This is a genomic window from Brevibacillus sp. FSL K6-6036, from assembly GCF_037964015.1.
In the GTDB taxonomy this organism is placed as follows: domain Bacteria; phylum Bacillota; class Bacilli; order Brevibacillales; family Brevibacillaceae; genus Brevibacillus; species Brevibacillus borstelensis.
The window spans coordinates 1,251,588-1,276,139 of sequence record NZ_CP150173.1 but is presented as its reverse complement, the minus strand read 5'-3'; the positions used below and the strand labels follow the sequence as shown (position 1 = coordinate 1,276,139).

Genomic DNA, 24,552 nt, shown 5'->3' with positions numbered 1-24,552 from the left:
CCCATGACCTTTGCCATCTCATTGGCGGTGGTGCTGCTGTTTGTTCTCTGGGGCTTTTTTTCACCGTCTCAGCTTACAGAAACAGCGACCAATGTCCTGCATGCTACGACTTCCAATTTTGGCTGGTTTTATCTTCTGGTTACCTTCTTTTTCCTCGTCTTTTGCATTTTCCTGGCCTTCAGCAAATACGGCCAGATTCGGCTCGGGGACGATGATGACGAGCCGGAGTATTCGGCGGTTACCTGGTTTTCCATGCTGTTTAGCGCTGGTATGGGAATCGGGCTTGTCTTTTGGGGCGTCGCCGAGCCTGTGTCCCACTATTTTTCCCCGCCCGTCGGCGTTGAAGCCGAAACATCCGAGGCGGCCCGTACAGCCATGCGGTACGCTTTTTTTCACTGGGGGCTTCATCCCTGGGGGATTTATGCCGTCATCGCCCTTTCCCTGGCCTACTTCCAGTATCGCAAAGGCGCAAAAGGCTTGATCTCCTCGACGTTTTACCCCCTTCTGGGTGACAGGGTAAACGGTCCCATCGGCAAGCTGATCGATATTCTCGCCGTGATCGCAACCGCTTTTGGAGTCGCAACCTCCCTCGGATTGGGAACGCTGCAAATCAACGGCGGATTGAGCCATCTTTTCCAGATTCCGAGCAATATCACGGTCCAGATAACGATTATCGCCGTCATTACCGTCCTGTACCTGTGGTCTGCTACCTCCGGTCTGGACAGAGGGATCAAAATCTTGAGCAATACCAATCTGGTATTGGCCTTGGCCCTTTTGCTGCTCACTTTGATTTTTGGCCCGACCGCCTTTCTCTTCGACAACTTTACCAACACATTGGGAAGCTATTTGCAAAATCTCGTCTCCATGAGCATGCGGCTTATGCCTTTTACCGAAAGCAACTGGATCGCCAACTGGACGCTGTTCTACTGGGCCTGGTGGATTGCCTGGGCGCCTTTTGTCGGCACATTTATTGCCCGGGTATCCAAAGGCCGAACGATCAAGGAGTTTATTATCGGCGTCCTTCTGGTGCCGACTGTGCTCAGTTTTATTTGGTTTTCTGTCTTCGGAGGAACCGCTCTCCATCTGGAGATCTACGAGCACGCCCCCATCGGCGACGCGGTAAAGCAGGACGTCTCCAGCGCTCTTTTCATTACGCTGGAACAGCTCCCGATGGGGATGATCCTGTCGGTGGTCGCCACCCTTTTGATTATCATTTTCTTCATTACCTCGGCCGATTCCGCCACATTCGTCCTGGGGATGCTCTCCTCGGGCGGCAAGCTGGATCCGCCCAATCCGGTAAAAATAACCTGGGGTATTCTCCAATCCTCTACCGCTGTCGTCCTTCTTCTAAGCGGCGGGCTGGAAGGACTGCAGACTGCATCTATCGTCGCTGCGCTGCCCTTTGCGGTTATTTTGACCCTGATGTGTTTCTCTTTGCTGCGAGCGCTGCAGGAAGAGGATCGCGCGATGAGGAAAAAGCGGCGGGAGCAGGAAAAGAAGCTCAGGCGGCTGCTTGAGCAACTGTAGGAAAGATCCCAAACGCAAAGATGACCTGTCGATTGACATAAGCAATCAACAGGTCATCTTTGTCTATGCCCAAAAGGCATCCGGTTCTTTATTCGGAACGGCTCATTTCAGAGCGAACGTTAATCCCGTTTTTTATAAGCAGTGCTGCTGTTACCCCTACGCCTGCTTTTTTCCGTCCGGTAAACGTACCATCGTACACGTTTGAACTGCCGCAGGATGGACTGTTTTCCTTCAGGATTGCCGACACTGCTCCTGCCGTCCGGGCGAGCTGCAGCGCCTGCAGAGCTCCAGACTTGAATTCCTCCGTGACATCTCGGCCCGTATTATCGACAACCTTGGCGCGGCCCTCCCAGACGTCAAACCCATCTCCCCCAATGATCTCGGCCGGCGGACGGGGCGTAGGCAAACCGCCCATCTGCTCCGGGCAAACAGGAATCGCTTTGCCTTCCTTCAACAGATTTTCAATCGTTTCATCCAGGCATGCCCCTTGATCATAGCGGCATTTACAGCCGATCAAACAGGCGCTCACGATTTGCATTCGCAACCACTCCTACCGGGAGATTACAGCCTTCTCAACTTCACTTTTTGTATCATATGATCCTCTCCCTTTTCCAGGATGAGGCGGGCACGTCCGCGAGTCGGCAAAATATTTTTCCGTAGGTTGATACCGTTGATCTCATTCCAAATGCTGGTCGCAACCTGGGTAGCTTCCGTATCGGACAAGCTGGCGTAGCGTTTAAAATACGATGCGGGGTCGGAGAAAGCCGTCTGGCGAAGCAGCTTGAAGCGGTCAATGTACCACTTCTTGATCAAGTCCTCCTGCGCATCCACGTAAATGGAAAAGTCAAAGAAATCGGAGACGAATACCTCCGTCAGCCTCCGCTGATTTTCATCGAGCGGGGTTTGCAAAACGTTCAGTCCTTCGACGATCAAAATATCCGGCTCCCGCACGATCTGCCATTCGTCCGGCACGATGTCATAGACCAGATGGGAGTAAACAGGAGCAGCCACTTCGGAAACTCCCGATTTGACGTCAGACAAAAAAGAAACGAGACGACGGGTGTTGTAGCTTTCGGGAAATCCCTTGCGCTTCATCAATCCGCGCTCTTCCAAAATGCGGTTCGGATAGAGAAAACCGTCGGTCGTCACCAAATCCACCTTGGGGTGATTGGGCCAACGGGATAAAAGCGTTTGCAAAATTCGGGCTGTTGTACTCTTGCCTACTGCAACACTGCCGGCGATGCCGATGATAAACGGCACTTTCTTTTCCAGATTCCCCAGAAATGTATGTGTGGCCTGATACAGCTCCTGTGTGGCTCCTACATGCAGATTTAGCAGCCGGGAAAGCGGTAGATAGATGTCTGCCACTTCCGTCAGGGACAGTTTTTCATTCAACCCCTGCAAACAGGCCAGTTCTTCATCGGAAATGGTCAGCGGCGTGGATGCCCGCAGTCCTCTCCACTGCTCGCGACTGAACGTAACATAAGGCGATGCCATCGGAGTTGTACATCCTTTCTTCGTTCGGTATGCTGTCTTGCCGTTTATTCCTCGTTTATTCCTTCCATAGTGTAACACCTGTGTCTTCTCTTGGGAACAATCCGTTTGCACTTTGGCTTGCCGGTTCGGATTGGCGGAACTATGTTGCTTGGGAGAAAATGGCGGTTGGACAGGCTTTTGTGGAAGAGATGAAAACGGGAGAAAATACTCAGGTTCGGTAGGACACTGCTTGGAGGCAGCACTGTCCGGCACCAGGCCAAAAGCGGAACCGCGTCCAAAAGCGGATGAGTCAGGAGGCAAATCAGGTTGGACGCTGAAGGAGTGTTCCGTATTTGGCCTGGTGCCTGGGATGTGTCCCAAAGACCTTTGCATTTCCTCCCGTTTTCATCTCTACAGCAGTTGGTTTCATTCGCTTATTTCGCTTTTTTCTTGAGGACAATGGTTCCCAGTAAAGATTGCCGAATTGCGTGAAAGCATGATTGGCAAGACTTGCTGAGAAAGGGAAAAACCCGCCGCCGTTTGTAGGCTGACGGGCTGCTAGGTCAATCGTATTGTTGGCGTTATACGGTTCGTGTTTTGAATACCTGCATTTGTTTCCTATTTGCCGAGAAACGCCTGGAGCATCCATACATGCTTTTGCAGGCTGGAACTTATTTCCAGAAGCATATCCGAGGTGGCTTCGTCATTTTCCTTTTCTGCCACAGACATGCCTTCCTCCAGCTCGCGGATGACTGTTTGGAAGTCGGCGACTACAGCTTGCACCATTTGCTCGGCGGACTCGCCCCCTTTGCCCTCCTCGAGGCTGGCCGCCTCCAGACAGGCTTTCATCGTCGAGACGGGCTTTCCGCCGATTGCCAGGAGGCGCTCCGCCAGCTCGTCCACATAGCCGGCTGCTTCGTTGTACAGCTCTTCAAATTTGGCGTGGAGCGTAAAGAAGTGCGGCCCGTTCACGAACCAGTGATAATGGTGCAGCTTTATGTACAGAACGGACCAGTTGGCGATCTGCTTGTTTAAAATGCCGTGCAGGGTGTTGCTCATTTGTCATTCATCCTTTCGGGGTAGTGGATAGTGTCTACACTTCAGGAAAACATCTACAGACAACTAGTAGTCTTTCGCCCCGAGCAAATGATTATACCTTCCAGAATGGGTGATCAAGTGTCATCTCGTCACAGCCTCTTCGATCACCAGTTTGCACGCATCCGCATCCAATCGCGCCTGCACGCCGAATGGCAAAGCGATATTGCAAGCGCCGTGCCCGGCCTGTAAATTCCAGATCGTCGGCTTCCGATAAGGCACGACGATATTTTTGAAGACATCGAGAACGGAAAAGCCATCCCGTTTTTTCGGAACGCAGTTTTCCCACGTACCGATAATGATTCCGGCGCAATCCTCGAAGGTTCCGGCAAGCGCCAATTGCATCAGCATTCTGTCGATACGGTACGGCTCTTCGTCCACGTCCTCCAGAAACAGCAGCTTGCCCCTCGTGTCCAATTGATAAGGCGTACCGGCCAAAGCTGCGACCAGCGAAAGATTGCCGCCCACGATCGGACCGCAAGCCGCGCCGCCGACCAGACAACTGATCTCCTCTCCCTCGGGATTGATGATCTCGCCTAGCGGATCGGGACAGGTCATCGCCCGGAGCAAATAATCGCGCGACCACGGGTCCAGCTCGCTGGCAATTCCCGCAGAGGCCATCGGGCCGTGCAGGGTGGCAAGACCCGCTTCCTGCATAAACACGGTGTGCAGGGCCGTGATGTCGCTGTAGCCGATAAACAGCTTGGGGTTGGCAGCGATACAATCGTAGTCAAGCAGGGGCAAAAGCTGCGGCGTACCGTATCCGCCCCGCAGGCACATGATCGCATCTACCTCCGGATCGGCGAACATGCAGTTGATCTCCTCTGCGCGAAGCTGTGGGTGCCCTGCGAGATAGCCTCCGTATGTTTGACGGCAGCTCTCGCCCACTTTCACCTGAAACCCCAACGCCTCCAGATCGGACTGCGCCTTGGCCAAAACCTCCGGGGTGGCAGGACTGGACGGTGCCGTGAGCCCGATCGTATCTCCGACCTGCAGTGCTTTTCCTTTTCTCATCCCGTTTTCTCCTCTCAGTATGGACTCGCGCCGGGAGGATAGAGCCAGCTTCAGCAGACGACATCCGCTTCGCGCTTCCAATGCGAAGCTTTGCTACTGCTGCTTTTGGCCATACCACAATTTCTCGTGCGCGAGTCTTGCATTCTATTCTTTATAGGCCCATTTGAAATCGATTTTGCTCAGCGGATCGACGCGGACCCCTTTTACCTTTTCGCTCTGAACCCAGGCATTGACGTCGCTGAAAATGCCGGTCAGCGGCATCTCCTCCATCAGGAGCGCCTCGGCCTCCAGCAGGATTTGCCTTCGTTTTTGCTCGGCTGTCTCCCGATACGACTTTTTGATCAGCTCGGTGTAGACCGGATTGTGCCAGCGGGTAATGTTGCTGGAGCTGTACTTCTCGATAAATTTTTGCAGGAAATTGACCGGATCATTGTAGTCAGCCGTCCAACTGGAGCGGGTAATCTCAAAATTGCCCTGCTCCTGGTCGTCGAGGTATACCTTCGTTTCCTTGTTCACCAGCTTCACATCCACGCCCAGCTGCTTTTTCCAGACAGCTTGCAGGGCTTCGGCAATCGCCCTGTTGCGATCATTGGTATTGTACAGGTAGCTGATCCTTGGCAGCCTGGAGATGCCCAGCTCCTTCATCCCTTCGGCCAACAGTCTTCGCGCCTCCTCCGGCTGGTTGTCTGCGAAAAAACCATCCGGCTTTAGCGAAGCGGTGATCGGCGTGATGCCCATCAAGGGCGTCTGGCCTGCCTGCCCGATGTTGTCAGCGATTTCCTTTCGGTTGATGGCATAGGCAAACGCTTTGCGTATCTTCGCATTGGTAAAGGGCGGCCGTTCGGCGTTGAAGCGGATATAGTACGACGTCGCTTTCGGTTTGGCGACGAGCTTCCCCTCCCGACGCAGCGGCTCCACGGCATCCACAGGCAAGCTGCTGATCGGCCCGCCTGCCCAGTCCAAATCGCCGTTCTCAAACATGGCAAGCTCCGTATTGGCATCGGAAATCATCGAGAATTCGATTCGCTCCAGCTTGACGACGTCACGCTCCCAATAGGTGTCATTCTTGACGAGGACCAGCTTGTTCTTGTGCTCCCACGTATCAAGCTTGAACGGGCCGTTCCCGACCAGTGTTTTCGGGTCCTTGGCCCAGTCCGGGTTTGATTCTGCCACGTTTTTATTGATCGGCATCAAAAAGGAGACCAGTGTCGGAAAGAAGGGCATCGGGTGCTCCAGCACAACCTGCAAGGTTTTGTCATCCAGCGCCTTCACGCCCACATCGTCTCGCGCAGCCTTCCCTGCCGCAAACGCCTGGGCGTTTTTCAAGCTGTAAAACTGATACGCTGCCTGCGAGCCTGTCTTCGGGTCCAGGGCGTGCTTCCAGGCAAACTCAAAGTCATGGGCTGTAACCGGATCGCCGTTGCTCCACGTCGCATCCCGCAAGGCAAACGTATACGTCGTTTTATCATCCGAGACCTTCATGTCCGACGCGATGGAATTGATCGGGTTTCCCGCTTCATCCAGCCTTGTCAGGCCGTCAAAGATGGCGCGGATGACAGCACCGGAGACAGTGTCCTCGGCAAACGTCGGGTCGAGCGTAGCCGGCTCCTCCATGTTCATCCTGAGTACCTGCAAATCACCGGTGGCGAAAACAATTTCACTATCAGAAGAAATTGTTTCATTCACAGCAGAAGCCGATTCGCCGGTGGGCACCGATGGCTGAGCTGAGCCTGCCGCCCCCGGCGCCTGACTCCCGGCCGGTGCAGAGCTGCTGCTGCCCATGCAACCGGCCAAACATACTGCCAGCACAAGCAAGGAACTGAGTCGAAACGAAGCTCGCCGTCTCAAGATCACATACCTCCTGCTTTTTCGTGTTGAAATATTGCAAAAACTGTACCAGGATCATCGGCGCTTCCAACGACTCCCCTATTATTCACAATCGAATAGACTTTGGCACAATAAAGCAAAAAAGAAAAGCAGACAGGTATGCATATTTGCATGGATCGATTCAGGAAAGAATCGCGTGCTTCCGCAGTTTTCTGCTCGCGCTCGGCTGACTGATCCCCAGTGCTTTCGCCACCTTGGTGGTCGTCTTGTGGACGTCGTATGCACGCTGCAGCAACTGCTTTTCCACTTCTTCGATCGCCTCCTGCATCGAAAGCATCCGCTCGACCTTGATGCCTTTTCCCGCTCCTTTGGCTGCCTCACAAATATATTGCGGAATTTGATCCGGCATGATCAGCACATCGTGAGAAGTAACGACCAGCCGCTCCATCACGTTCTCAAGCTCGCGGACATTCCCCGGCCAGTCATACTCCTCCAGGATCTGATGGCACTGATCGCTGAGCTTGCGGTGAAGACCGTACTTGCCGGCGAACAGGTTGAGAAAGTAGTGAACCAATACGGGAATTTCCTCTCTTCTCTCCCGCAGCGGCGGTATTTCCAGCGGAACGACGTGAATGCGGTAATACAGATCCTCGCGAAATTTCCCTTCATCCACCATTTGCTTCAGGTTTTTATTCGTCGCTGTGATCAGCTTGATGTCAACCTTTTTCGGGCTGGTGCCGCCTATCGGGGTGATCGTTTTTTCCTGCAGGACATTCAACAGCTTCACCTGAAGATTGAACGGCAGCTCCCCGATCTCGTCCAAAAAGAGCGTGCCCCCGTCTGCTTTCTCAATCAACCCTGCCTTGCCGTCCTTGTCAGCCCCTGTAAAAGCCCCCTTCTCGTAGCCGAACAGCTCTGATTCCAGCAGGCTCTCGGGTATCGCGCCGCAGTTGATGTGAACAAAAGGCCTGTCTTTTCTCGGACTGCGCTCATGTATATACTTTGCCAAAACGCCTTTTCCCACTCCGGATTCGCCGAGCAGGATGACCGAGGAGTCTACCTGTGACAGCTTGTCCGCCATAGAGGCCACCTGCCGCATGCTCGGACTTCTGTACACCAGGCCGTTTTCGCCGCCGGCCAGCCTGTTCTGTTTGGCGATTTCCATATGGTACAGGGTGCCCAGATATTTGTTTTCCTCCAATTCCTGCTGCAGCTTTTCCTGATCGGTAATGTCTGTGGAGGTATTCACGACGCCAAGCAGGCACCCCTGACGGTCGAAGATGGGCGTCCCGACCACATACAGCTTGCGTTTTTGCTGTGTAGTCTGAATCGTATGAACCTTTTTTCGCTCCCGAATCACTCTCATCGTGATCATCGGAGTAAAATACCCCTGCCGGTAAAAGTCTTCGATTGGCTTGCCGATCATCTCGGCTGGATCGATCCCGAAAAACTCCCCGTAGCGTTCGGAGCAGTACAAGGTTTTTCCTTCCGCGTCCGTAATATGGACGATGTCGAACAGCGAGCCCAGCACATCTTTGTAATCGATCATTGGTGTTTGACACTCTCCTTCGTTTCGCTCAGGCCTTCTGCCCGGCCTCTGCCAAAACGTAGCGGTTCGTCGGCCGGCCTACTCCGCCGTAAGACACATCTCTTTTGACGCGTCCGGACTTCTCCAGGAATTCCAGATAGCGCCTCGCCGTCACCCGGGCAATGCCTACCCGCTCGGCCACCTCTTCGGCAGACAGCGGCGTCTTGTTGGCCCTAAGCTGACGGGCGATTCTCTCCAATGTATCCATGTGCAACCCTTTGGGCAGGTCTTTTTCCCTAAAGGCTTCGCCAGAAGAGGGGCCCTCCACTCCAGTCATGGCGTCTGTACTTCGTCCCTCGATACTTGTCCGAAACAGCAGCTGATCGACTTCCTCCTGCGAGACCGTACCGTCTGCCTCCAGCTGCTTGCGATACAAGCGATAGCTTTCAAGCGCCTGCTTGATGCGCTCAAACGTAAAGGGCTTGATTATGTAATCCACAACACCGCTCCTGAGCATCGTCTGAATGGTCGGCTTGTCCTTCGCCGCCGTAATGACAATCACATCCACCGCCTGATTGGACGCCCGCAGCTCCTGAAGAGTCCGCACACCGTCCTTTATGGGCATGAATACATCCATGATGACGAGATCTGGATTCAACTCCTGGACCAGTTGCACCCCTTCGACTCCGTTGGAGGCAACCCCCTCAACCTGGAACGGCGAAACGCGTTCGATAAATTGCCGGTTTACCTCCTGCACCATCGGGTCGTCCTCGATGACTACTACGCGAATAGCCATTTGATTCTCCATCTATGCTACACCTCCTTCATCGGGAACGTGATCAAAAAGCTCGTCCCTTCACCTGGCTGGGATTGGCAGCTCAGTTCGCCCCGTCCTTTTTTTACGATTTGATCGACCAGGTACAGCCCCAATCCGCGATGTTCCGTTTGCTTGCTGGAAAAGCCCCGCTCCAGCATGTGCTGCTGCACGTCATGGTCCATCCCGATTCCGTTGTCATCGACCAGCAGCGAGCACGATTCCTCGTCTTGCGCAATGCTGATGAACACCTCTTTGTGTTCCCTGTCGGACTGCTCCAGGGCATCAAAGGCGTTTTCGATCAGATTTCCCAGAATCAAGACGAAATTATGATGATCCAAATAGGGCGGAAAGCTCTCCAGGTGGCTCCGCCTGTCGATGACGACGCGTATCCCCAGCTCCTTGCCCCTGCTTACTTTTCCCATCAAAAGACCTGCTACGTTGTCGTCCGCAATGCGCGCGCCTAAAAAGGAGGTCAGCTCCTCCTGCTGGACATTCATGTCAAACAGGTACTCCAGCGCTTTCTCCTGCTGGCCCAGCTGCAGCAGTCCCGCGATCGTGTGAAGCCTGTTCATATGCTCGTGATTTTGGACCCGAAGCGCCTCGACAAATTCCCTGACCCCGGTCAGCTCCTCCGCCATCCGAGCTACTTCCGTTCTATCTTGAAAGATCGCCATCGCTCCGACTACCTTTTCGTCCACTTTGATCATAAACCGGTTGGACCACAAGAGAGCGTTGCCGACGTGAAGCTCGTGATCAAAAAAGTTCTGCCTTTTCTCCAGTACCTCCGGCAGGGCTGTATCGCGGATCACTTTGCGAATCGGCTTTCCCAGCACATCTCCCTCGATATGAAAAATTTGCTTGGCTTTGTCATTGCAGATCGTGATGCGCTCCTGAATGTCGATCGCAACCACGCCTTCCCGCATGGCGTGAAACGCGGCGGTCCGCTCGACGAGGATGCGGGAGATTTCCTCGGGCTCCAGATTGAGCATCTGTTTTTTAATGTGGCGGGCGAGCAAATACGATCCCCAAATCCCGAAAAACAACGAGAGGAGAAATGTGATGACGATGTTCTCCCGCTGTTGGTAAATGATCTCCCAAATGCCGGGCAATACATGTCCGACGATCACGACGCCGACCTGCTGATGCTGCGAATCCATCAGCGGGACATATGCCCGCAAGGCCGTTCCCATTTCTCCCCCGACCTTCTGCAGGTAGCTGTGCTCGGCAAAGGCAGCTTCCGCATGCTTGTCCTGAAAAACCGTGCCGATCCTCGATTCCAGAGGGTCAGAGAAGCGGATGCGGTCCATGTTCAATACGACGATATAGGTGACGTCATTGACGATCCGGATACGGCGGACGGCGGGATTAATGGTTTTCCAGCCGTCCGGCTCCTGTATGCTTTTCTGGATGGACTGGATTTGGGCCACGGTCCGGGCCGTCGTCATCAAGCGCTGTCCCAGCTCACTTTCCGTCATGCGGATAATGCTTCCAAGAAGAATAATGCCGCCGATCAGCAGAGAGAACAAAACGATTCCGACCGATAGAAGAGTGATTTTTCCCTTAATTTTTAATTGTTTAAACAGTGAGGTTCTTCCTTTCCCATGGGGTTACCTGTTACCATTATATCGTATCCGCCGCATACGTCCTCGAGAAAAGAGAGGTTGAAATCGAAAAAGCATTGGCAACCAAAAAAGTAAGCAGGTGTCATTCATGAAATCATTTCTCAGCATTACGTTGGTCGTCGTTCTCGGATTTTTGAGCGCGATCCTGATCGGGTTTCGCACCGACCTGCCTTTTTCTCCACTGGCCTATGACGAGGAGCAGGAGGGCTTGCAGGATCGGCTGATTATCAAATTCAGTCACGTTGTCGCGGAAAACACGCCAAAGGGGCTCGCTGTCGAGCGCTTTTCGCAGCTCGTCAAAGAAAAATCCAACGGACGTATCGAGGTGCAGGTCTTTCCAAACGGCATCCTGTACTCCGACATTACGGAATACGATGCCCTGCGAAACGGCGACATCCAGATGATCGCCCCCGCCTTTTCCAATCTTGCCGACAAAATTCCCGAGTGGTCGGTTCTCGATCTGCCATTTGCCTTTCGGGACGAGACGGATGTGGAGGAGGCCTTCAACGGGGAAATCGGAAGACTGCTGTTTGAAAGCCTGGAGCCTTTCGACATGAAAGGAATGGCCTTCTGGAACAACGGCTTCAAGCAGATGACGAGCAATCGGCCGATCCGCAGGCCGGAGGATTTCAAAGGACAGCGTTTCCGGATCATCCAGAGCAAGGTGCTGGAAGCCCAGTTTCAGGCGCTTGGGGCGAAAGGGTACGGGGCCCCGTTTACAGACGTGTATCAAAAGCTCGCCAGCGGCCAGGTGGACGGCCAGGAAAACACGATCTCCAATATTTATACGAGGAGACTGTATCAGGTCCAGCGGTACATGACGCTGAGCAATCACGGCTATCTCGGCTATGCCGTCATCATGAACAAGCAGTTTTGGGAAGATCTCCCGCCGGAAACGCAAACCATCATCCAGGAGGCCTTGAAGGAAACGACCGCGTACAGCAACCAGCAAGCTCTCGCCATCAACGAGCAGCAGTGGAACCAGCTCCAGAAAATGCCGCTGGAGATCCACAAGCTGACAGCGGAAGAAACGGAGGTATGGCAAGCGGCGATGAAGTCGGTCTACGATGCTTTCGCTCCGGTCATCGGCCCTGCCATTATGAAAGAGCTGGAAGAGCTGCATGCGAAACCAAAAAGACGCCGCATCGCCAGAAAAGAGGGCAAGCGCTTTCCTGAAGTAATTCCCAATTTATGGAATCAAGAATCGAAAGCGCTGTCATTATCGCAGTCTGAACTGCTCCTTGCGAGCAGCAAAACGGTTGGTTCCCGCATCTTATTGCGGAACTGCGGGTAGTCTTCTCATGCGCAAAAACAGGCAAAGGACCGGGCAGCTTATTGTCCGGTCCTTTGCCGATTGCGTCGCTATACGGTTCGCGGTGACAGCGAGCCTGCCTCCACCGCAGTCAACTCCTGCTCCCCCTGCTGAAGCTGATACATCTGATAATACTTGCCCCCAAGCTGCATCAGGGTATCGTGGTCACCCCGCTCGACGATTTCGCCTCGGTCCAATACGAGAATCAGATCAGCGTTTTTGATCGTCGAGAGCCGATGCGCGATGATAAACGTCGTCCGGCCCTTTTTCACCACTTCGAGCGCATCCTGGATTATCGCTTCCGTCTCCGTGTCGATGTTGGAGGTGGCTTCATCCAGTATGAGAATCGCCGGGTTAAAGGCAAGTGCCCGGGCAAAGGAGATCAGCTGCCGCTGCCCCGCCGACAAGGTGCTTCCCTTTTCGATCACCGGCTCGTCAATTCCTTTGGGCAAATGCTTCAATACCCGCTCTCCGCCGACTTCAGCCAACACCTTTTCCACCTGTTCCCTGGAAATCGAATCGTCTCCGAGCGAGACATTGGATGCGATCGTGCCCGTGAACAGGAACGGGTCCTGCAAAACGATTCCCATGTGATCGCGCAAGGTTTGGCGAGGGACGTCCTTAATATCGACCCCGTCTATCGTGATCCGGCCGCGCTGCACGTCATAAAAGCGGAACAGCAGATTGAGGATGGAGCTTTTCCCCGAACCTGTATGGCCGACGAGCGCCACGGTCTGTCCGGGCTTCGCTTCGAATGCAATGTCTTTGAGAACGTACTCGTCGTCCTTGTAGGCAAACCATACGTCCTCAAACTTGACGTGTCCTTTGTATCGCTCGATTTTCTGATCCGACACTTCCTCCCCTTGCTCGTCAAGCAGGACGAATACCCGCTCTGCAGACACTAGCGCCGTCTCCAGATTCGGCAGCTGATTGACGATGCGTACGACGGGCTGGAACAGCCGGTTCAGGTAATCGACGAAGGCGTACAGCACGCCGAGCGAAATGACGCCTTCCACCCCCGAGATGGAAATGCCGCCAAAATACCAGATCAGGGCGATAAAGGCGATATTCCGAATGACTCCGACCAGATTGTGACCGGTCATCGCATTGAGGCTGAGAAGCTTGCTTTTGTACGTAAAATGCCTCAGATTGTACGTTTCAAAATCCTGCTGCGTCTTTTTCTCGGTGCGAAACGCCTTGATGACGGTGATGCCCTGGATCGTCTCGTTGATCATTCCATTGATTTCGCTGACGGTCGCCCGAATCACCTGGTTGAACCGCTTGGCGAACCGACGATACACGTAGATCCAGACGCCCAGAAGGGGAACCATAAACAGGCAAATGGCCGCAAGCTGGCTGTTTAGCATGAACAAGGCGGCGAATACCCCGACCATATAAATGATACCGGAGAAGAAGTTGGCCAATACGGTAACGTACAGATCGCGAGTTGATTCGGTGTCGTTTGTAATCCGCGATACGACCTTTCCTGCCGGCAAATTGTCGAAGTAGTGAATCGGCAGCTTGTTGATGTGGGCAAACACGTCCATCCGCATTTTTCTGATAATCCGGTTCGCGGTAGCCTGAAGCAGGTATCGTTCGCCATAGCTGAAAGCAGCGGAAATGATCAGCAGGCCAAAGTAGAACACGCACAACTGGATCAGACCGCTCATTTCCGGTTGAAAAAACGGGTAAAGCTCCCCCGTTTCCAGCTTTTGTGCCGCGTAAGTCCGGGTTTCCGTTCCCTTCGTGATCGCGAGCTGCCCTTCCGGCGTAATGGTCCTTTCGCCGTCAAGCAGCACGGGTTCGCCGACAAAGTAATAATCCTGCTGCACCTGAAGCACCCTTGCTTCCGCACCGCGGGGCTCTCCCTCGGAAAAGTGGTCGGCGCGTTTGTACAGCTTGCCGCCGTAGGATACCGCATACGGACCTTGCTGCTCTGTCACATACCAGGGCTGCTCAATTCCGGAGATGTGCACATCGATCATCCGCTTGGCGATCAAGGGGCCTGCCAGATCTGTTCCCACCGCCACGGCGAGCATCAGCAGCGCGGCGAGCAGCTGCCATTTAAAAAGCAGCGCATAGCGAACGAGCCGCTTGCCCGTTTTGGCCACATTGCCCGGGGTCCGGTCTATCTCCAAATCATACAGTTCCGCATCCATCTCCCTCACCTGCTCCCTGTCAGTTTTTCTTCTACCTGCTGGCGTGTGAACTGTTCCTTGTACCAGCCGCCCATCGCCATGAGCTGATCATGTGTTCCTTCCTCGATGACGCGTCCTTCATCCAGTACCAAAATGCGGTCTGCATGCTGTACGGCCGAGAACCGGTGTGTTGTAATCAGCGTGGTTTTGCCTGCGCGAGCCTTGCGGATATTGGCGATGATTTCCGCCTCTGTGCGCCCGTCGACAGCCGACATCGCATCGTCCAAAATGAGGATTTGCGGGTCGGAAATGAGCGCCCGCGCAATCGAAACGCGCTGTTTCTGGCCGCCGGAAAGCGCTACGCCTTTTTCTCCGACCAGTGTTTCCACCCCTTTAGGCAGGTACTGCAAATCCTTTTGGAAGGCGGAAGCAGCCAGGGCATGGGCAAACTCCTCCTCGCTCGCATCGCTGTTGCCCAGCAAAATATTGTTTTTTACGGATCTCGAGAACAGAAACTGCTCTTGGGGCACGTAGCCGTACCATGATTTCAGCTGGTCCATATCGATTTTCTCCAGCGGAACCCCGGAGATCGTGATGCTGCCTTCTCCAGGCGGATATTCGCGCAGCAGCTGCTTGACCAGCGTGGTTTTGCCGCTTCCTGTTCGCCCGACAATCCCCAGCGTTTGCCCTCTCTCCAGCGTGAAGCTGATCTGCTGCAAATTGTCGACAGTCGAGGTCGGATAACGAAATGTTACGTTGTGAAAGGCAATCTGTCCGGGCGCTTCGAGCGGTATCGTCTCTGTCGGTTCGGGAACATCAGGCTGGTAGCTGAGTGTCTCGTTTACCCGGTCGAGAGAGGCATTTCCCCGCTGCATGATGTTGATCAATTCGCCGATCGCGAACATCGGCCAGATCAGCATCCCCAGATAGACGTTGAAGGAGACGAGCCCGCCGATTGTCAGCTCATTATGAAACACGAGATGTGCCCCGTAGCCAAGTCCGATCATGTAGCTGACGCCGACCAGTATTTTGATCGTCGGTTCAAACAGCGCATCAATGCGGATGACGGCCAGGTTCTTCTGGAGAACATCCCCTGTCACGTCGGCAAAATGCCGCTCCGCCGCCCTCTCCTGGACATATGCACGAATCACCCGGATGCCGGAAATCGTCTCCAGCACACCATCGTTCATCTCGCCGAACGCATTTTGAGCGGCCGTAAACCGCGAGTGAATCCATTTGCCGTACATTCTGATCAAAACCGCCATAATGGGCAGCGGCAGGATCGCAGCGAGCGTCAGCTTCCAGGAAATGAACGCGACCATCGTCACGAGCAGCGTCGCCATCCAAATGGTGGAATCGAACAAAGTCAAAATCCCGATGCCGGCCGTTTGCGCTACTGCCTGCAGATCGTTCGTGGCGCGGGCCATCAGGTCGCCCGTTCGATTTCGTTCAAAAAAAGTGGGCGTCATCTTCAAAAAGTGCCGCATCAGCCGCGAACGCATGAGCCGCTCAATGGTAAACGCTCCTCCGAACAGCTTGTAAAACCAAACGTAGTTCATCCAGTACGTAACGATGGTAATGCCCAGGAGCAGCAGCAGCGTTTGCGTCACCCCCGCCCACGTCAGCATCCCGAGCTGAATTGAGTCAATCGACTTGCCCACCAGCATGGGCGGAACCACCTCCAGAATGCTGGTGATCACGAGCAGTGAAATGGCAAGCGTATACCGTTCCCATTCCTGCTTGAAAAACCATCCGAGCTTTTGCATAACCGTGATCATGCTTTTCACTCCCCTCTCTTTGGTCCTGAGTCAAAAAACAAAAAAAGCACACCACGCCACCGCAATGTGCTTTGTCAAAAAACGAGAAAAGCGCACGCCACGATAGGCCGTGACCTGCGCATAACAAACGGAAAGGACAAAGAAGCTACTTCTCTCTCCGGTTAAACGAGGAGGTCACATCAAGCATGATGAAGTTGTGTGCAGCTGCTCTTCTGCGTACGCGAATGATCATCATGGCTTGACGCCCCCTTTCCAAAAATTTGAATTTTTTGTCACATGAGTAAGTTATCACGGATGGGAACCAATGTCAATGTTCTTCTATTAAAAATTGTTGATGGCCATCTCATAACAAAACAAAGAGCAGAATCGTCTGCATGATTCTGCTCCCCGTCCGTTGCGAGCGCCGCGCTTTTATACCTGCAGCAGCAGCAATATGATCGATGTCAAGCTGAAGCAAACACTGATCAGGCAAAGAAAGGCCACTACCTGTTTTTGATTCATCCCTGTCCGCAGCAAGCGGTAATGCGCCTGACTGGCATCCGCTTGATAAATCGGCTTGCCTTGCAAAAAACGCTTGGTGACCACGAACAGATTGTCAAAAATCGGCACTCCCAGCGCCAGGATCGGGATAAACAAGGAGAGGACCGTCGCCTGCTTAAAGGCTCCATCCAAAGCGATGACCCCGAGGATAAACCCGAGAAACGTCGCTCCCGCATCCCCCATAAACACCTTGGCTGGCGGCTTGTTGTAGCGCAGGTAGGCGACTGCCACTCCGACCAGAACGATAGCCATGATGGCGGAGGTGTTTTGTCCTTTTACCAGAGCCACAATAAACAGCGTTCCGGCCGATATGGCGGAAAGCCCTCCGGCGAGTCCATCCATGCCGTCCGAGAAGTTGATGACCGTCGTCACCCCAAAAATCCAGAGGATGGTCAAAATAAACTGTAACCAAACCGGAAGCAGCACGTACTCACCACTGAGCGGATTGTAAAATCCTGTAAAGGCAATGCCGGACGCGTAGACAAGCACAGCCGCTGACAGCTGGACAATCAGCTTTGGCAAAGCAGAGAAGTCTTTGCCCTGCGTCTTGTACCAATCGTCAACCGTTCCAATGATCAGAAGCAGCAGGCCGCCCGCGAGTACGGCAATCGTCTGAACCAAGGTTTCGTCCGAAAACAGCACATAAGGCACGGCAAACCCGATATAAATCGCGTAGCTGGCCGTAAGCGGGATCGGCTCCCGATGAATTTTTCGCTCGACATCCTTTCGCGGCTTGTCCACAAAATCGAGCCGGAAAGCCAATTTCCCCAGCGGCGGAATCAACAAGTACACGATCACAAATGAAATCAAGAAAGAAAGTACGTAATAAATCGTCACCATCTCCTACAAAATAGGGACTGTCTTTTCCGTTCATTATAGGGAATATGCGGAATTTTGTCGATGCTGTTTGTCTGAAAAATCTTGCCTTGACCGTCAATCCGCCGTCGTGACTGTCTGTATCCGTGTTTGTGGATGAGATTGAGGCTGTCAGCGATTTACGAAATCGCCTTGAGTCCAATTGCGGCCCCCAGCACCATGCAAATGAACAGGATGCGCCGCCAGTCTTTCGACTCCCCATAAAGGAGCATGCCCAGGATGGCCCCGCCCGATGCTCCGATGCCGGTCCAAACTGCGTACGCAGTCCCCATCGGCAACGTCTTCATGGCCAGAGACAAAAACAGAAAGCTGGCGCCAAACCCGAGAAGCATGTAGACGGTAGACAGCCAATTTCGGTCGCGGTGCATTTTATTGATCATGGCCACCCCGATCATTTCAAAGATGCCTGCCAATACAAGAAAAACCCATGCCATCAGGACTCAGCTCCTTCCTGTTGCCGCTTTTTGTCATCGGTGACCAGCTTGAGTCCTACGACACCGGCCAGCAGCAGCAAAATCAGCAATATCTTTGCCCACTTAAACGGCTCGCCAAAGAAGGCGATCTCGGCAAACACGGTGCCTGCTGTACCCAATCCGACGAACACGGCGTAAACCGTCCCTACGGGCAGCTTTTTCCCCGCCATGATCATCATGTAAAAGCTGATGTAGATGGCGACGGCCGTTCCCAGCCACGTCCAGGCGTTGTACGCATGCTTCAAGCCAATCACCCAGAATACCTCAAAAAATGCCGCAAAAAATACCTTTGCCCACTCTCTATTCACTTGTCTTCCCCTCCTCACATGCAGCTTTCAGCGCTCGGACCTTGCGCAAACAAAAAAAACCGGGCATATCGTCAATTCATAACGATACTCCCGGGCTTTTGTCCCTCCGTGTCACAGCGAAGCGCTGTGTGTTTTCTCTCGGACCAGACCAGCGATTCGCTGCGGAACCCTAGAAAACAATGCTTGCATGTTTGATTTGCTTTAAAGAATAGCAGACAGGAGATTTGTGAGCAAACACCCTTTTTTCTGCTGGGAGAGAAAGATGCAGCATCTCATCGCTTGGGGACTGTTTTTCTCGTTCTCTCTCTTCGATTCTCCTTTTTTTGACAAGAGCTTCAGTTCGCCATCTGGACCGGCAGCCACAGCGACAGGGACGGCCAAATGATAATGATGACCAGTACCAGCACCATCAGGGCAATGAAAGGCATAACGCCCTTTACCACTTCCTCGAGCTTTTCCCTGGTGATGCCGCTCACCACGAACAGGTTGAGTCCGACCGGCGGCGTGATCATGCCAAGCTCCATGTTTACCGTCATGATAATGGCAAAATGAATGACGTCGATGCCAAGCAACTGCAGGATCGGCAGGAAGATCGGCAGCGTAATCAAAATAATCGATGTCGGCTCAAGGAACATCCCCATGATAAAGAACAGGATGTTGCATGCAATCAAAAACGTCCACTTGTTGACGTCGCCCTCCATGATCCATGCCGCAATATCCTGCGGCACCTGGGCGTTGGTCAGGTACAGGCCAAACACGGTAGCGCCCGCGATGATGAAAAAGATCATCGCGCTCGTATTCACCGTTTCCCGCAGGATGGCTTGCGTGTCCTTCCAGGAAATCTGGCGGTAGACGAACACCGCCATGATCAGGGAGTAGACACACGCGACAACAGAGGCTTCCGTCGGAGTGGCCACGCCCATGTAGATCGTGCCGAGAATCAAAAAGGGCAGGAAGGCGGCAGGCAGCGCCCTTATGCTCAGCTTGATCCGCTCCTCCCAGCTCGCTTTGGGGAGACGGCCAAAATTTTTCACCTTCGCGTAAATGATTGCGGCAATGACCAGTACTAAAGTCAAAAACAGTCCGGGCACAAAACCGGCCATAAACAGCTTTCCGATCGATTCCTCCGCTACAGTCCCGTAGACGATCAGCGGAATCGACGGCGGAATCAATATGCCAAGCGTTCCGGCTGCGGCAACGAGGCCCATCGAATACCGCTTGCTGTAGCCTGCTGCCACCATCCCGGGGATCATGATCGCCCCGATGGCGGCAGCTGTCGCCGGGCTGGAGCCGGAAATCGCGGCAAACACTGCGCACGCCAGGATCGTCACGACGGACAAGCCGCCGGAATAATGGCCTACCCATGCCCGCAGCGCATCGATCAACGCTTTTGAAATCCCCCCGCGCGACATCAGCACCCCGGCCAGGATAAACCCGGGAATCGCCATCAGAGTCGCCACATTCAGTGCCGAGAACATCTTCTGGGGCAGAACATCCAGATTAAAGCCGCTGTCCAGCAGCGCCAGCGAAGCGGAAAAAACAAGGGCGATCGCGACCGGCACCCTCAGCAGCAGGAGCAGGAAAAAGAGGATAAATACTATCCATTCCACTCAATCTTCACCTCTTTTTTCAGACTGGCCAAGAGTTTTTCCACGAAGCGATAGCCGAGCATCAGTCCGCTCAACGGAATGACGAGATAGACGATCCACAGATAAATTCCGACGTCAGTCGATTGCTGCTGCGTGACCCAGTACAGCGAAAGCAGCTTTCCTCCAAAAAAGATAAAACAAAGGCAAAAGAGGGCACCAAGCGCATTTGAAAACACGTCAAACGCCTTTCGCAAGGCTGGAGAAACGCGGTCGTACACAATGTCGACCTGGATGTGATGGCCGTCCCGGAGCGCGACAGCAAACCCTGTCAAGGCTCCCCAGACAACAAAGTAGGTGGAGATTTCATCGATCCACGCTTTGGGACTGTTAAACACATACCGGCAAACTACTCCGTAAAAGATCAGCGATACACCGATGACAATCAGTGTCCCTGCAAGGTAATCCTCGAAAGTGGCATATCGCTCCCGCCATTTTGACATTGTATCTACCTCCCCCGGTCATTGGTTGGAAGAGAAAGGCACCTTGCTCCCTTTAGGCAGGTGCCTTTCCTGGCTTTCCATTTTCCCCTGAATTACAGCTTTCTGGCTCCGTCGATGATCTCTTTTCCGACCGTCTCGGCAAACTCGCTGTAAACCGGCTCCATCAGCTTTACGAATGCCTCGCGCTCGGACTCGCTCAGCTCGACAACCGTCATGCCGGAGTTTCTCAGGTTGTTCTCCGATTCTTTATCCAGCTGCACAGCCAGCTCGCGCTCGTATTTTGTCGCTTCGGCCATGGATTCGTCAAACGCCTTGCGGAACTCTTCCGGCAGCTCGCTGTACCATTTTTTGTTTGTCAGGACGATGTAGTCGAGGCGTCCGTGGTTGGAGACGAGCAGATGTTTCTGCACTTCCACGTATTTTTGCGTGTCGATGTTGTTCCAGGTGTTTTCCTGGCCGTCAACGGTTCCCTGCTGCAGGGCGGTATAGGTTTCACCGAAAGGAATGGTTGCTGCACCGGAACCGAGCGCTTTAAACTGCGCTTCCAGTACCTTTCCTGCCTGCGTCCGGAATTTCAGGCCTTTGAAGTCCTCAGGCTTTGCCAGCGGCTTGTTTGCGGTAAACACCTTAAACCCGTTTTCCCACATGGCCAGGCCCAGCATGTTTTTGCTCTCCAGCGAGCCCAGCAGCTTTTTGCCCAGCTCTCCGTCCCAGAACTTGATCACCGAGTCGTGGTTTTTAAACAGGAACGGCATGTCGACGATTTGGAAAGCCGGATTGAAGCCGACCAGCTTCGTCGCGGAAGGTGCGATGATATGAACGTTCCCCGCCTGCAGCGCTTCCATCTCGTCCTTGTCGCCGTAGAGCTGGGAGGACGGATACACCTCGACCTTCACTTTTCCGCCCGTCTTTTCCGCCATCAGCTCGGCGAATCTGGTAGCAGCCTTGCCTTTCGGGCTGTCAGCCGTCGTAACGTGAGAAAACTTGATGATCAACGGTTTTTCCGGTGTATACGCCGATGCATCCTGTGTCTTTGCGCCGCCGCAGCCCGCAGCCGTCAGCATCAGCACAGACAGACAGCCTGCCAGTGCAGCCTTCCATCTTTTTTTCATAAGAATACCCCCTACTCTTTTTCCTTCCACCATGAAAGCGTTTACCAAAAATATTGTAGTAAATTTTGGAATCATTATAAATATTGTGTTCTTATTGTTCTTTTTGGTCATTTTGGTCACGGCGAAACCGGCATGGAGCAGGGATTCGGAGCGGAGAGAAGGGTCCTCTTCTTGTCTAGCAAATGGAAAACATGACAAAAAAGCGACTGGATGCCAGCAGGGCGCCAAAAAACAGCCGGCAGATCAGTCGCTCTTTTTTTGCAATTACCGTGACTATGACTATCTGAACTAATAATACCCGAGCCATTTCCACCAGGTCAGCGCCATCAGGAATGTTAGGCCCGTCGTTACGAGTGTCAGCCAAAAGCCGGGTACAAAGAAATCCTGCTGCGTCACCCACCCTGTCCCGTGCACCATCACGCCCGGAATCGTCTCGACAACCAGAATAAATCCGTACAGACTGGTAAGCCCGGCAACAAAGGCGAGCAGCAGCGCCGGAGAATCGGGGGAGTGGGCCGCCAACGCCATCACAACAGGCACGGTGGCGATCACCGCCGTGGATACATTTGACGTCACCTTGTGGATCAGTTGTGTCAGCACAGCCACTGTCAGCACTGCCAGCGCGGGATTGGAAAAGAGGTACAGCGTCAAATCGGATTCCATCCATTTGGACAAGTAACCTGTCACACCTGTCTCGTACAGCGCCCTTCCCAGCGACAGCGTGACGCCAAGCATCACCAGCGGAGCAAATTTGACATCGAGAATCTTCTCCCAGTCCGCCACCTTGATCCCCGGCCACGCCATCAGAACAGCTCCGATCAAGGCGGGAATGACCGGAGGCCACCCGTGAACGCCTTCCAGCGCCCACAAGACGCAGACCCCTGCGAGGATGCCCATCAGCCGTTTTTCCCTGGAGCTGACCGGTCCCAGCTCCGCGATCAACTCTTTCATCTTTTCCTTCAATCCGCTGGGCATCGGCTCTTTCACGGGAAAAGAGCGATACAGCACCCACCAGGATGCCGGGATCATGATCAGCCACATCGGCAAAGCGAGCACGAGCCAGTCCGTATAGGTCACGTGTGTCTGCAGATAGGTGTTGATCAAATCGACCGTAATCACGTTTCCAAGAGCTGCCGGCAGGACAGCCGTTCCGCTTATTCCGCAGCCGATCACGACACCCATCATCAGCTTTTTGCCGCGGACATCCCCCGCTTTTACGCCGAGAATCGACGTGATGGAAAAAACGATGGGCAACAGCATCGCCGTACGCACGGCAGCGGCGGGAATGAAAAAGGCCATGACCTGGGGAACGAGGATGATCCCGGCGAGTACGCCTCCTTTTTTCTCGCCAAACCAGTAGAGCAGCTGATACGCCAGCCGCTTGCCCAGCGTAGTCTGTTCGACCCCGCTCGCAATCATCATGCCTGCAACGATAAGAAAGATAGCAGGCGATGCAAAGCCAGACAGGATCAAATCGGTGGAAACCGCTCCCGAGATCGGCAGCAAAAACAGAACCAGCACGGCGGTCATCGAAAAAGGGATCGGCTCCAGCACCCAGAGCACGATGACGGCCAGCGTAATCGCAAGGGTGACCCGAGCCCCATAGTCCATATATGCTTCGAGTCCAAAATAGACGAGGACAAAAGCGAGGACAGACAAGGCAAACCAGAGCAGCTTTCGCAGCGTCTTCCGCCGTTTGGCTGTCGCCGACTCTGGCCCGTCTGCCGTCGATTTCGGGCTAGTTGCCACCGATTCCGGGCTGGTCACCGCCGATTCCGGGCTGGTCACCGCCGATTCCGGGCTGGTCACCGCCGATTCCGGGCTGGTCACCGCCGATTCCGGGCTGGTCACCGCCGATTCCGGGCTGACCGCATCAGATTCTGGCCTAACTGCCTCCTCATCCGGCTGCCGATTTGTCATCGTGGACATAGGCTTACCCCCAAAAACGCATTCTTCGTACAGGATAGGGTATCCCTTTTTATTTGTCTATCTATTTAGAAGATTCATATAAACCTCTGACTTCTGCTGCCTGACTGATCTGCTGTTAGTAGAGTCATTTACGGGATAATCGCTAAATGGCATGTCCCCGACATTGATAAAACGGTGGGGAATATCCGCCTCAAAGTAGAGCGAATCCCCTTCTTCCAAAATCGTATCGAGCAGGCATTCGCCAAGCACGGCCCGCATCCTCCCTTGAGTGACGACCAGGTATTCCTTTACACCTTTTTGGTGTGCGACGGATGTTATCCGCCGCTTCAATGACGGATACGCTGGCCCAAGCCGCAGCCACTTTGTTTGGCGGTGCCTTTATGTTCTTCTCCTCGGTGATCGGCGGGATGGGCGGCGCTTTTTGACCAGAAGCAACACCGGTTCTAATGCGATGTTTATCAAGCTGCAGACGCAAACGGCCACGCAGCTGGGCATTTCCCCCGAGCTGGTTACCTATAGACAAAATACGGCATCTTTCCACTCTATGCTGGCTTCTCCTTCTCGCGTCCTGCTCGGTGTCACCGTAGGGGATGTAAAAGAGAGGGAGCATGAGTTGCTCAAGAAAATCACTTTGATTGTGCTTAAAACGATCTTCCGGGTCGTTCTCGGCCTCGTGCGGATTCAGTTTTTTTCGTAACAGGCTTTGCGATTTCCATTTCCATTTGCATCAAAAACGAGGCGGCTCACGGGGTTCAATTCGCACGGCACGTCCTTTGGCGCATTGCCGGCCGGCCAGTCGTTTGCATTCTGCTTTCATCCATACATTTGATAATTTTATAACACTAAAGCGAATTCATAATTTACCCTTTTTTTCCATACTTTATAATGGTATATTTTAAAAAAACAATTTGATTCCCTATCTGAAAATCAGTTAATCCCGTTATCTCCTCCCGAATTTCTAACTAGCCATTATTTCCCCAATGACTGCGAATAAAGAAGCTTCCCGAGCCTATTGTATAAACGAGTCTTTGCTGATGAATGTTTGCTGCATCCATTTTCTGTTTTTATATTCGATTGTAAAAAACTGATAC

At 53.5% G+C, this 24,552-nt stretch carries 21 protein-coding genes and 1 riboswitch; of the genes, 3 read left to right on the top strand and 18 right to left on the bottom strand.

Going from position 1 to position 24,552, the window contains the following annotated elements:
* The first annotated feature begins 3 nt into the window (after nt 1–3).
* Nucleotides 4–1,527, top strand: a complete 1,524-nt coding sequence (locus NST37_RS06525; protein ID WP_024983135.1) for a BCCT family transporter — start codon at nt 4–6, stop codon at nt 1,525–1,527.
* 88 nt (nt 1,528–1,615) lie between these two features.
* Here the strand turns inward: NST37_RS06525 and NST37_RS06520 are convergent, their stop codons facing one another.
* The 8 genes from NST37_RS06520 to NST37_RS06485 all read right to left on the bottom strand — a co-directional run bounded on the left by NST37_RS06520 (nt 1,616) and on the right by NST37_RS06485 (nt 10,759).
* The gene (locus tag NST37_RS06520) at nt 1,616–2,065 is read right to left on the bottom strand and encodes a DUF523 domain-containing protein (RefSeq protein WP_003388074.1); all 450 of its coding nucleotides are present in this window, start codon (nt 2,063–2,065) and stop codon (nt 1,616–1,618) included.
* A 23-nt stretch (nt 2,066–2,088) separates the two neighbouring features.
* On the bottom strand, nt 2,089–3,024 hold the full coding sequence (gene coaA, locus NST37_RS06515; protein WP_003388075.1) for a type I pantothenate kinase: 936 nt from the start codon (nt 3,022–3,024) through the stop codon (nt 2,089–2,091).
* A gap of 597 nt (nt 3,025–3,621) precedes the next feature.
* Nucleotides 3,622–4,062 (bottom strand): Dps family protein, encoded by a 441-nt coding sequence (locus NST37_RS06510; protein WP_024983133.1) that lies wholly within the window; start codon nt 4,060–4,062, stop codon nt 3,622–3,624.
* A gap of 120 nt (nt 4,063–4,182) precedes the next feature.
* On the bottom strand, nt 4,183–5,112 hold the full coding sequence (locus NST37_RS06505) for an LD-carboxypeptidase (RefSeq protein ID WP_039071199.1): 930 nt from the start codon (nt 5,110–5,112) through the stop codon (nt 4,183–4,185).
* Between the two features lie 144 nt (nt 5,113–5,256).
* A complete protein-coding gene (locus NST37_RS06500; protein WP_227277611.1) occupies nt 5,257–6,894 on the bottom strand; it encodes a peptide ABC transporter substrate-binding protein in 1,638 nt (545 codons plus the stop codon).
* 226 nt (nt 6,895–7,120) lie between these two features.
* The gene (locus tag NST37_RS06495) at nt 7,121–8,488 is read right to left on the bottom strand and encodes a sigma 54-interacting transcriptional regulator (protein WP_311067700.1); all 1,368 of its coding nucleotides are present in this window, start codon (nt 8,486–8,488) and stop codon (nt 7,121–7,123) included.
* A gap of 28 nt (nt 8,489–8,516) precedes the next feature.
* Nucleotides 8,517–9,275, bottom strand: a complete 759-nt coding sequence (locus tag NST37_RS06490; RefSeq protein ID WP_339186458.1) for a response regulator — start codon at nt 9,273–9,275, stop codon at nt 8,517–8,519.
* Nucleotides 9,276–9,280: 5 nt separating this feature from the next.
* Nucleotides 9,281–10,759 (bottom strand): sensor histidine kinase, encoded by a 1,479-nt coding sequence (locus tag NST37_RS06485; RefSeq protein ID WP_339186456.1) that lies wholly within the window; start codon nt 10,757–10,759, stop codon nt 9,281–9,283.
* 235 nt (nt 10,760–10,994) lie between these two features.
* Here NST37_RS06485 and NST37_RS06480 point away from each other — a divergent pair, with 235 nt between their 5' ends.
* Nucleotides 10,995–12,200, top strand: a complete 1,206-nt coding sequence (locus tag NST37_RS06480; RefSeq protein ID WP_039071202.1) for a TRAP transporter substrate-binding protein — start codon at nt 10,995–10,997, stop codon at nt 12,198–12,200.
* A 68-nt stretch (nt 12,201–12,268) separates the two neighbouring features.
* Here NST37_RS06480 and NST37_RS06475 read toward each other — a convergent pair whose 3' ends face one another.
* From NST37_RS06475 to NST37_RS06430, 10 genes are all read right to left on the bottom strand, one after another.
* On the bottom strand, nt 12,269–14,377 hold the full coding sequence (locus NST37_RS06475; RefSeq protein ID WP_243014670.1) for an ABC transporter ATP-binding protein: 2,109 nt from the start codon (nt 14,375–14,377) through the stop codon (nt 12,269–12,271).
* Nucleotides 14,378–14,382: 5 nt separating this feature from the next.
* Nucleotides 14,383–16,134, bottom strand: a complete 1,752-nt coding sequence (locus NST37_RS06470; RefSeq protein ID WP_339186454.1) for an ABC transporter transmembrane domain-containing protein — start codon at nt 16,132–16,134, stop codon at nt 14,383–14,385.
* Nucleotides 16,135–16,545: 411 nt separating this feature from the next.
* Nucleotides 16,546–17,514, bottom strand: coding sequence for an MraY family glycosyltransferase (locus NST37_RS06465; protein WP_024983124.1), 969 nt, complete (start codon nt 17,512–17,514; stop codon nt 16,546–16,548).
* A gap of 155 nt (nt 17,515–17,669) precedes the next feature.
* Entirely contained in the window at nt 17,670–17,984 is a 315-nt protein-coding gene (locus NST37_RS06460; RefSeq protein ID WP_003388089.1) for a multidrug efflux SMR transporter, read from the bottom strand.
* On the bottom strand, nt 17,984–18,331 hold the full coding sequence (locus NST37_RS06455) for an SMR family transporter (RefSeq protein WP_339186452.1): 348 nt from the start codon (nt 18,329–18,331) through the stop codon (nt 17,984–17,986). Before NST37_RS06455 ends, NST37_RS06460 begins: the two co-directional genes overlap by 1 nt.
* 85 nt (nt 18,332–18,416) lie before the next feature.
* Nucleotides 18,417–18,515, bottom strand: a riboswitch (guanidine-I (ykkC/yxkD leader).
* A gap of 151 nt (nt 18,516–18,666) precedes the next feature.
* The gene (locus NST37_RS06450; protein WP_003388093.1) at nt 18,667–19,941 is read right to left on the bottom strand and encodes a TRAP transporter large permease subunit; all 1,275 of its coding nucleotides are present in this window, start codon (nt 19,939–19,941) and stop codon (nt 18,667–18,669) included.
* The gene (locus NST37_RS06445; RefSeq protein ID WP_003388095.1) at nt 19,929–20,420 is read right to left on the bottom strand and encodes a TRAP transporter small permease; all 492 of its coding nucleotides are present in this window, start codon (nt 20,418–20,420) and stop codon (nt 19,929–19,931) included. The genes NST37_RS06450 and NST37_RS06445 overlap by 13 nt, the downstream gene beginning before the upstream one ends.
* A gap of 92 nt (nt 20,421–20,512) precedes the next feature.
* Nucleotides 20,513–21,532, bottom strand: a complete 1,020-nt coding sequence (locus NST37_RS06440; protein ID WP_003388096.1) for a TRAP transporter substrate-binding protein — start codon at nt 21,530–21,532, stop codon at nt 20,513–20,515.
* 288 nt (nt 21,533–21,820) lie between these two features.
* The gene (locus NST37_RS06435; protein WP_339186450.1) at nt 21,821–23,461 is read right to left on the bottom strand and encodes a DASS family sodium-coupled anion symporter; all 1,641 of its coding nucleotides are present in this window, start codon (nt 23,459–23,461) and stop codon (nt 21,821–21,823) included.
* 57 nt (nt 23,462–23,518) lie between these two features.
* Nucleotides 23,519–23,791 (bottom strand): cupin domain-containing protein, encoded by a 273-nt coding sequence (locus NST37_RS06430; protein ID WP_255320276.1) that lies wholly within the window; start codon nt 23,789–23,791, stop codon nt 23,519–23,521.
* Nucleotides 23,792–23,882: 91 nt separating this feature from the next.
* Here NST37_RS06430 and NST37_RS06425 point away from each other — a divergent pair, with 91 nt between their 5' ends.
* A complete protein-coding gene (locus tag NST37_RS06425; RefSeq protein ID WP_024983463.1) occupies nt 23,883–24,158 on the top strand; it encodes an L-lactate permease in 276 nt (91 codons plus the stop codon).
* Nucleotides 24,159–24,552 lie beyond the last annotated feature (394 nt).

Bases quoted from the DNA above. Each gene is read 5' to 3' on its own strand.
- NST37_RS06525 (WP_024983135.1), top strand. From the start codon at position 4: ATGACCTTTGCCATCTCATTGGCGGTGGTGCTGCTGTTTGTTCTCTGG.
- NST37_RS06520 (WP_003388074.1), bottom strand. From the start codon at position 2,065: ATGCAAATCGTGAGCGCCTGTTTGATCGGCTGTAAATGCCGCTATGAT.
- coaA (WP_003388075.1), bottom strand. From the start codon at position 3,024: ATGGCATCGCCTTATGTTACGTTCAGTCGCGAGCAGTGGAGAGGACTG.
- NST37_RS06510 (WP_024983133.1), bottom strand. From the start codon at position 4,062: ATGAGCAACACCCTGCACGGCATTTTAAACAAGCAGATCGCCAACTGG.
- NST37_RS06505 (WP_039071199.1), bottom strand. From the start codon at position 5,112: ATGAGAAAAGGAAAAGCACTGCAGGTCGGAGATACGATCGGGCTCACG.
- NST37_RS06500 (WP_227277611.1), bottom strand. From the start codon at position 6,894: ATGGGCAGCAGCAGCTCTGCACCGGCCGGGAGTCAGGCGCCGGGGGCG.
- NST37_RS06495 (WP_311067700.1), bottom strand. From the start codon at position 8,488: ATGATCGATTACAAAGATGTGCTGGGCTCGCTGTTCGACATCGTCCAT.
- NST37_RS06490 (WP_339186458.1), bottom strand. From the start codon at position 9,275: ATGGAGAATCAAATGGCTATTCGCGTAGTAGTCATCGAGGACGACCCG.
- NST37_RS06485 (WP_339186456.1), bottom strand. From the start codon at position 10,759: ATGACGGAAAGTGAGCTGGGACAGCGCTTGATGACGACGGCCCGGACC.
- NST37_RS06480 (WP_039071202.1), top strand. From the start codon at position 10,995: ATGAAATCATTTCTCAGCATTACGTTGGTCGTCGTTCTCGGATTTTTG.
- NST37_RS06475 (WP_243014670.1), bottom strand. From the start codon at position 14,377: ATGGATGCGGAACTGTATGATTTGGAGATAGACCGGACCCCGGGCAAT.
- NST37_RS06470 (WP_339186454.1), bottom strand. From the start codon at position 16,134: ATGATCACGGTTATGCAAAAGCTCGGATGGTTTTTCAAGCAGGAATGG.
- NST37_RS06465 (WP_024983124.1), bottom strand. From the start codon at position 17,514: ATGGTGACGATTTATTACGTACTTTCTTTCTTGATTTCATTTGTGATC.
- NST37_RS06460 (WP_003388089.1), bottom strand. From the start codon at position 17,984: ATGGCATGGGTTTTTCTTGTATTGGCAGGCATCTTTGAAATGATCGGG.
- NST37_RS06445 (WP_003388095.1), bottom strand. From the start codon at position 20,420: ATGTCAAAATGGCGGGAGCGATATGCCACTTTCGAGGATTACCTTGCA.
- NST37_RS06440 (WP_003388096.1), bottom strand. From the start codon at position 21,532: ATGAAAAAAAGATGGAAGGCTGCACTGGCAGGCTGTCTGTCTGTGCTG.
- NST37_RS06435 (WP_339186450.1), bottom strand. From the start codon at position 23,461: ATGTCCACGATGACAAATCGGCAGCCGGATGAGGAGGCAGTTAGGCCA.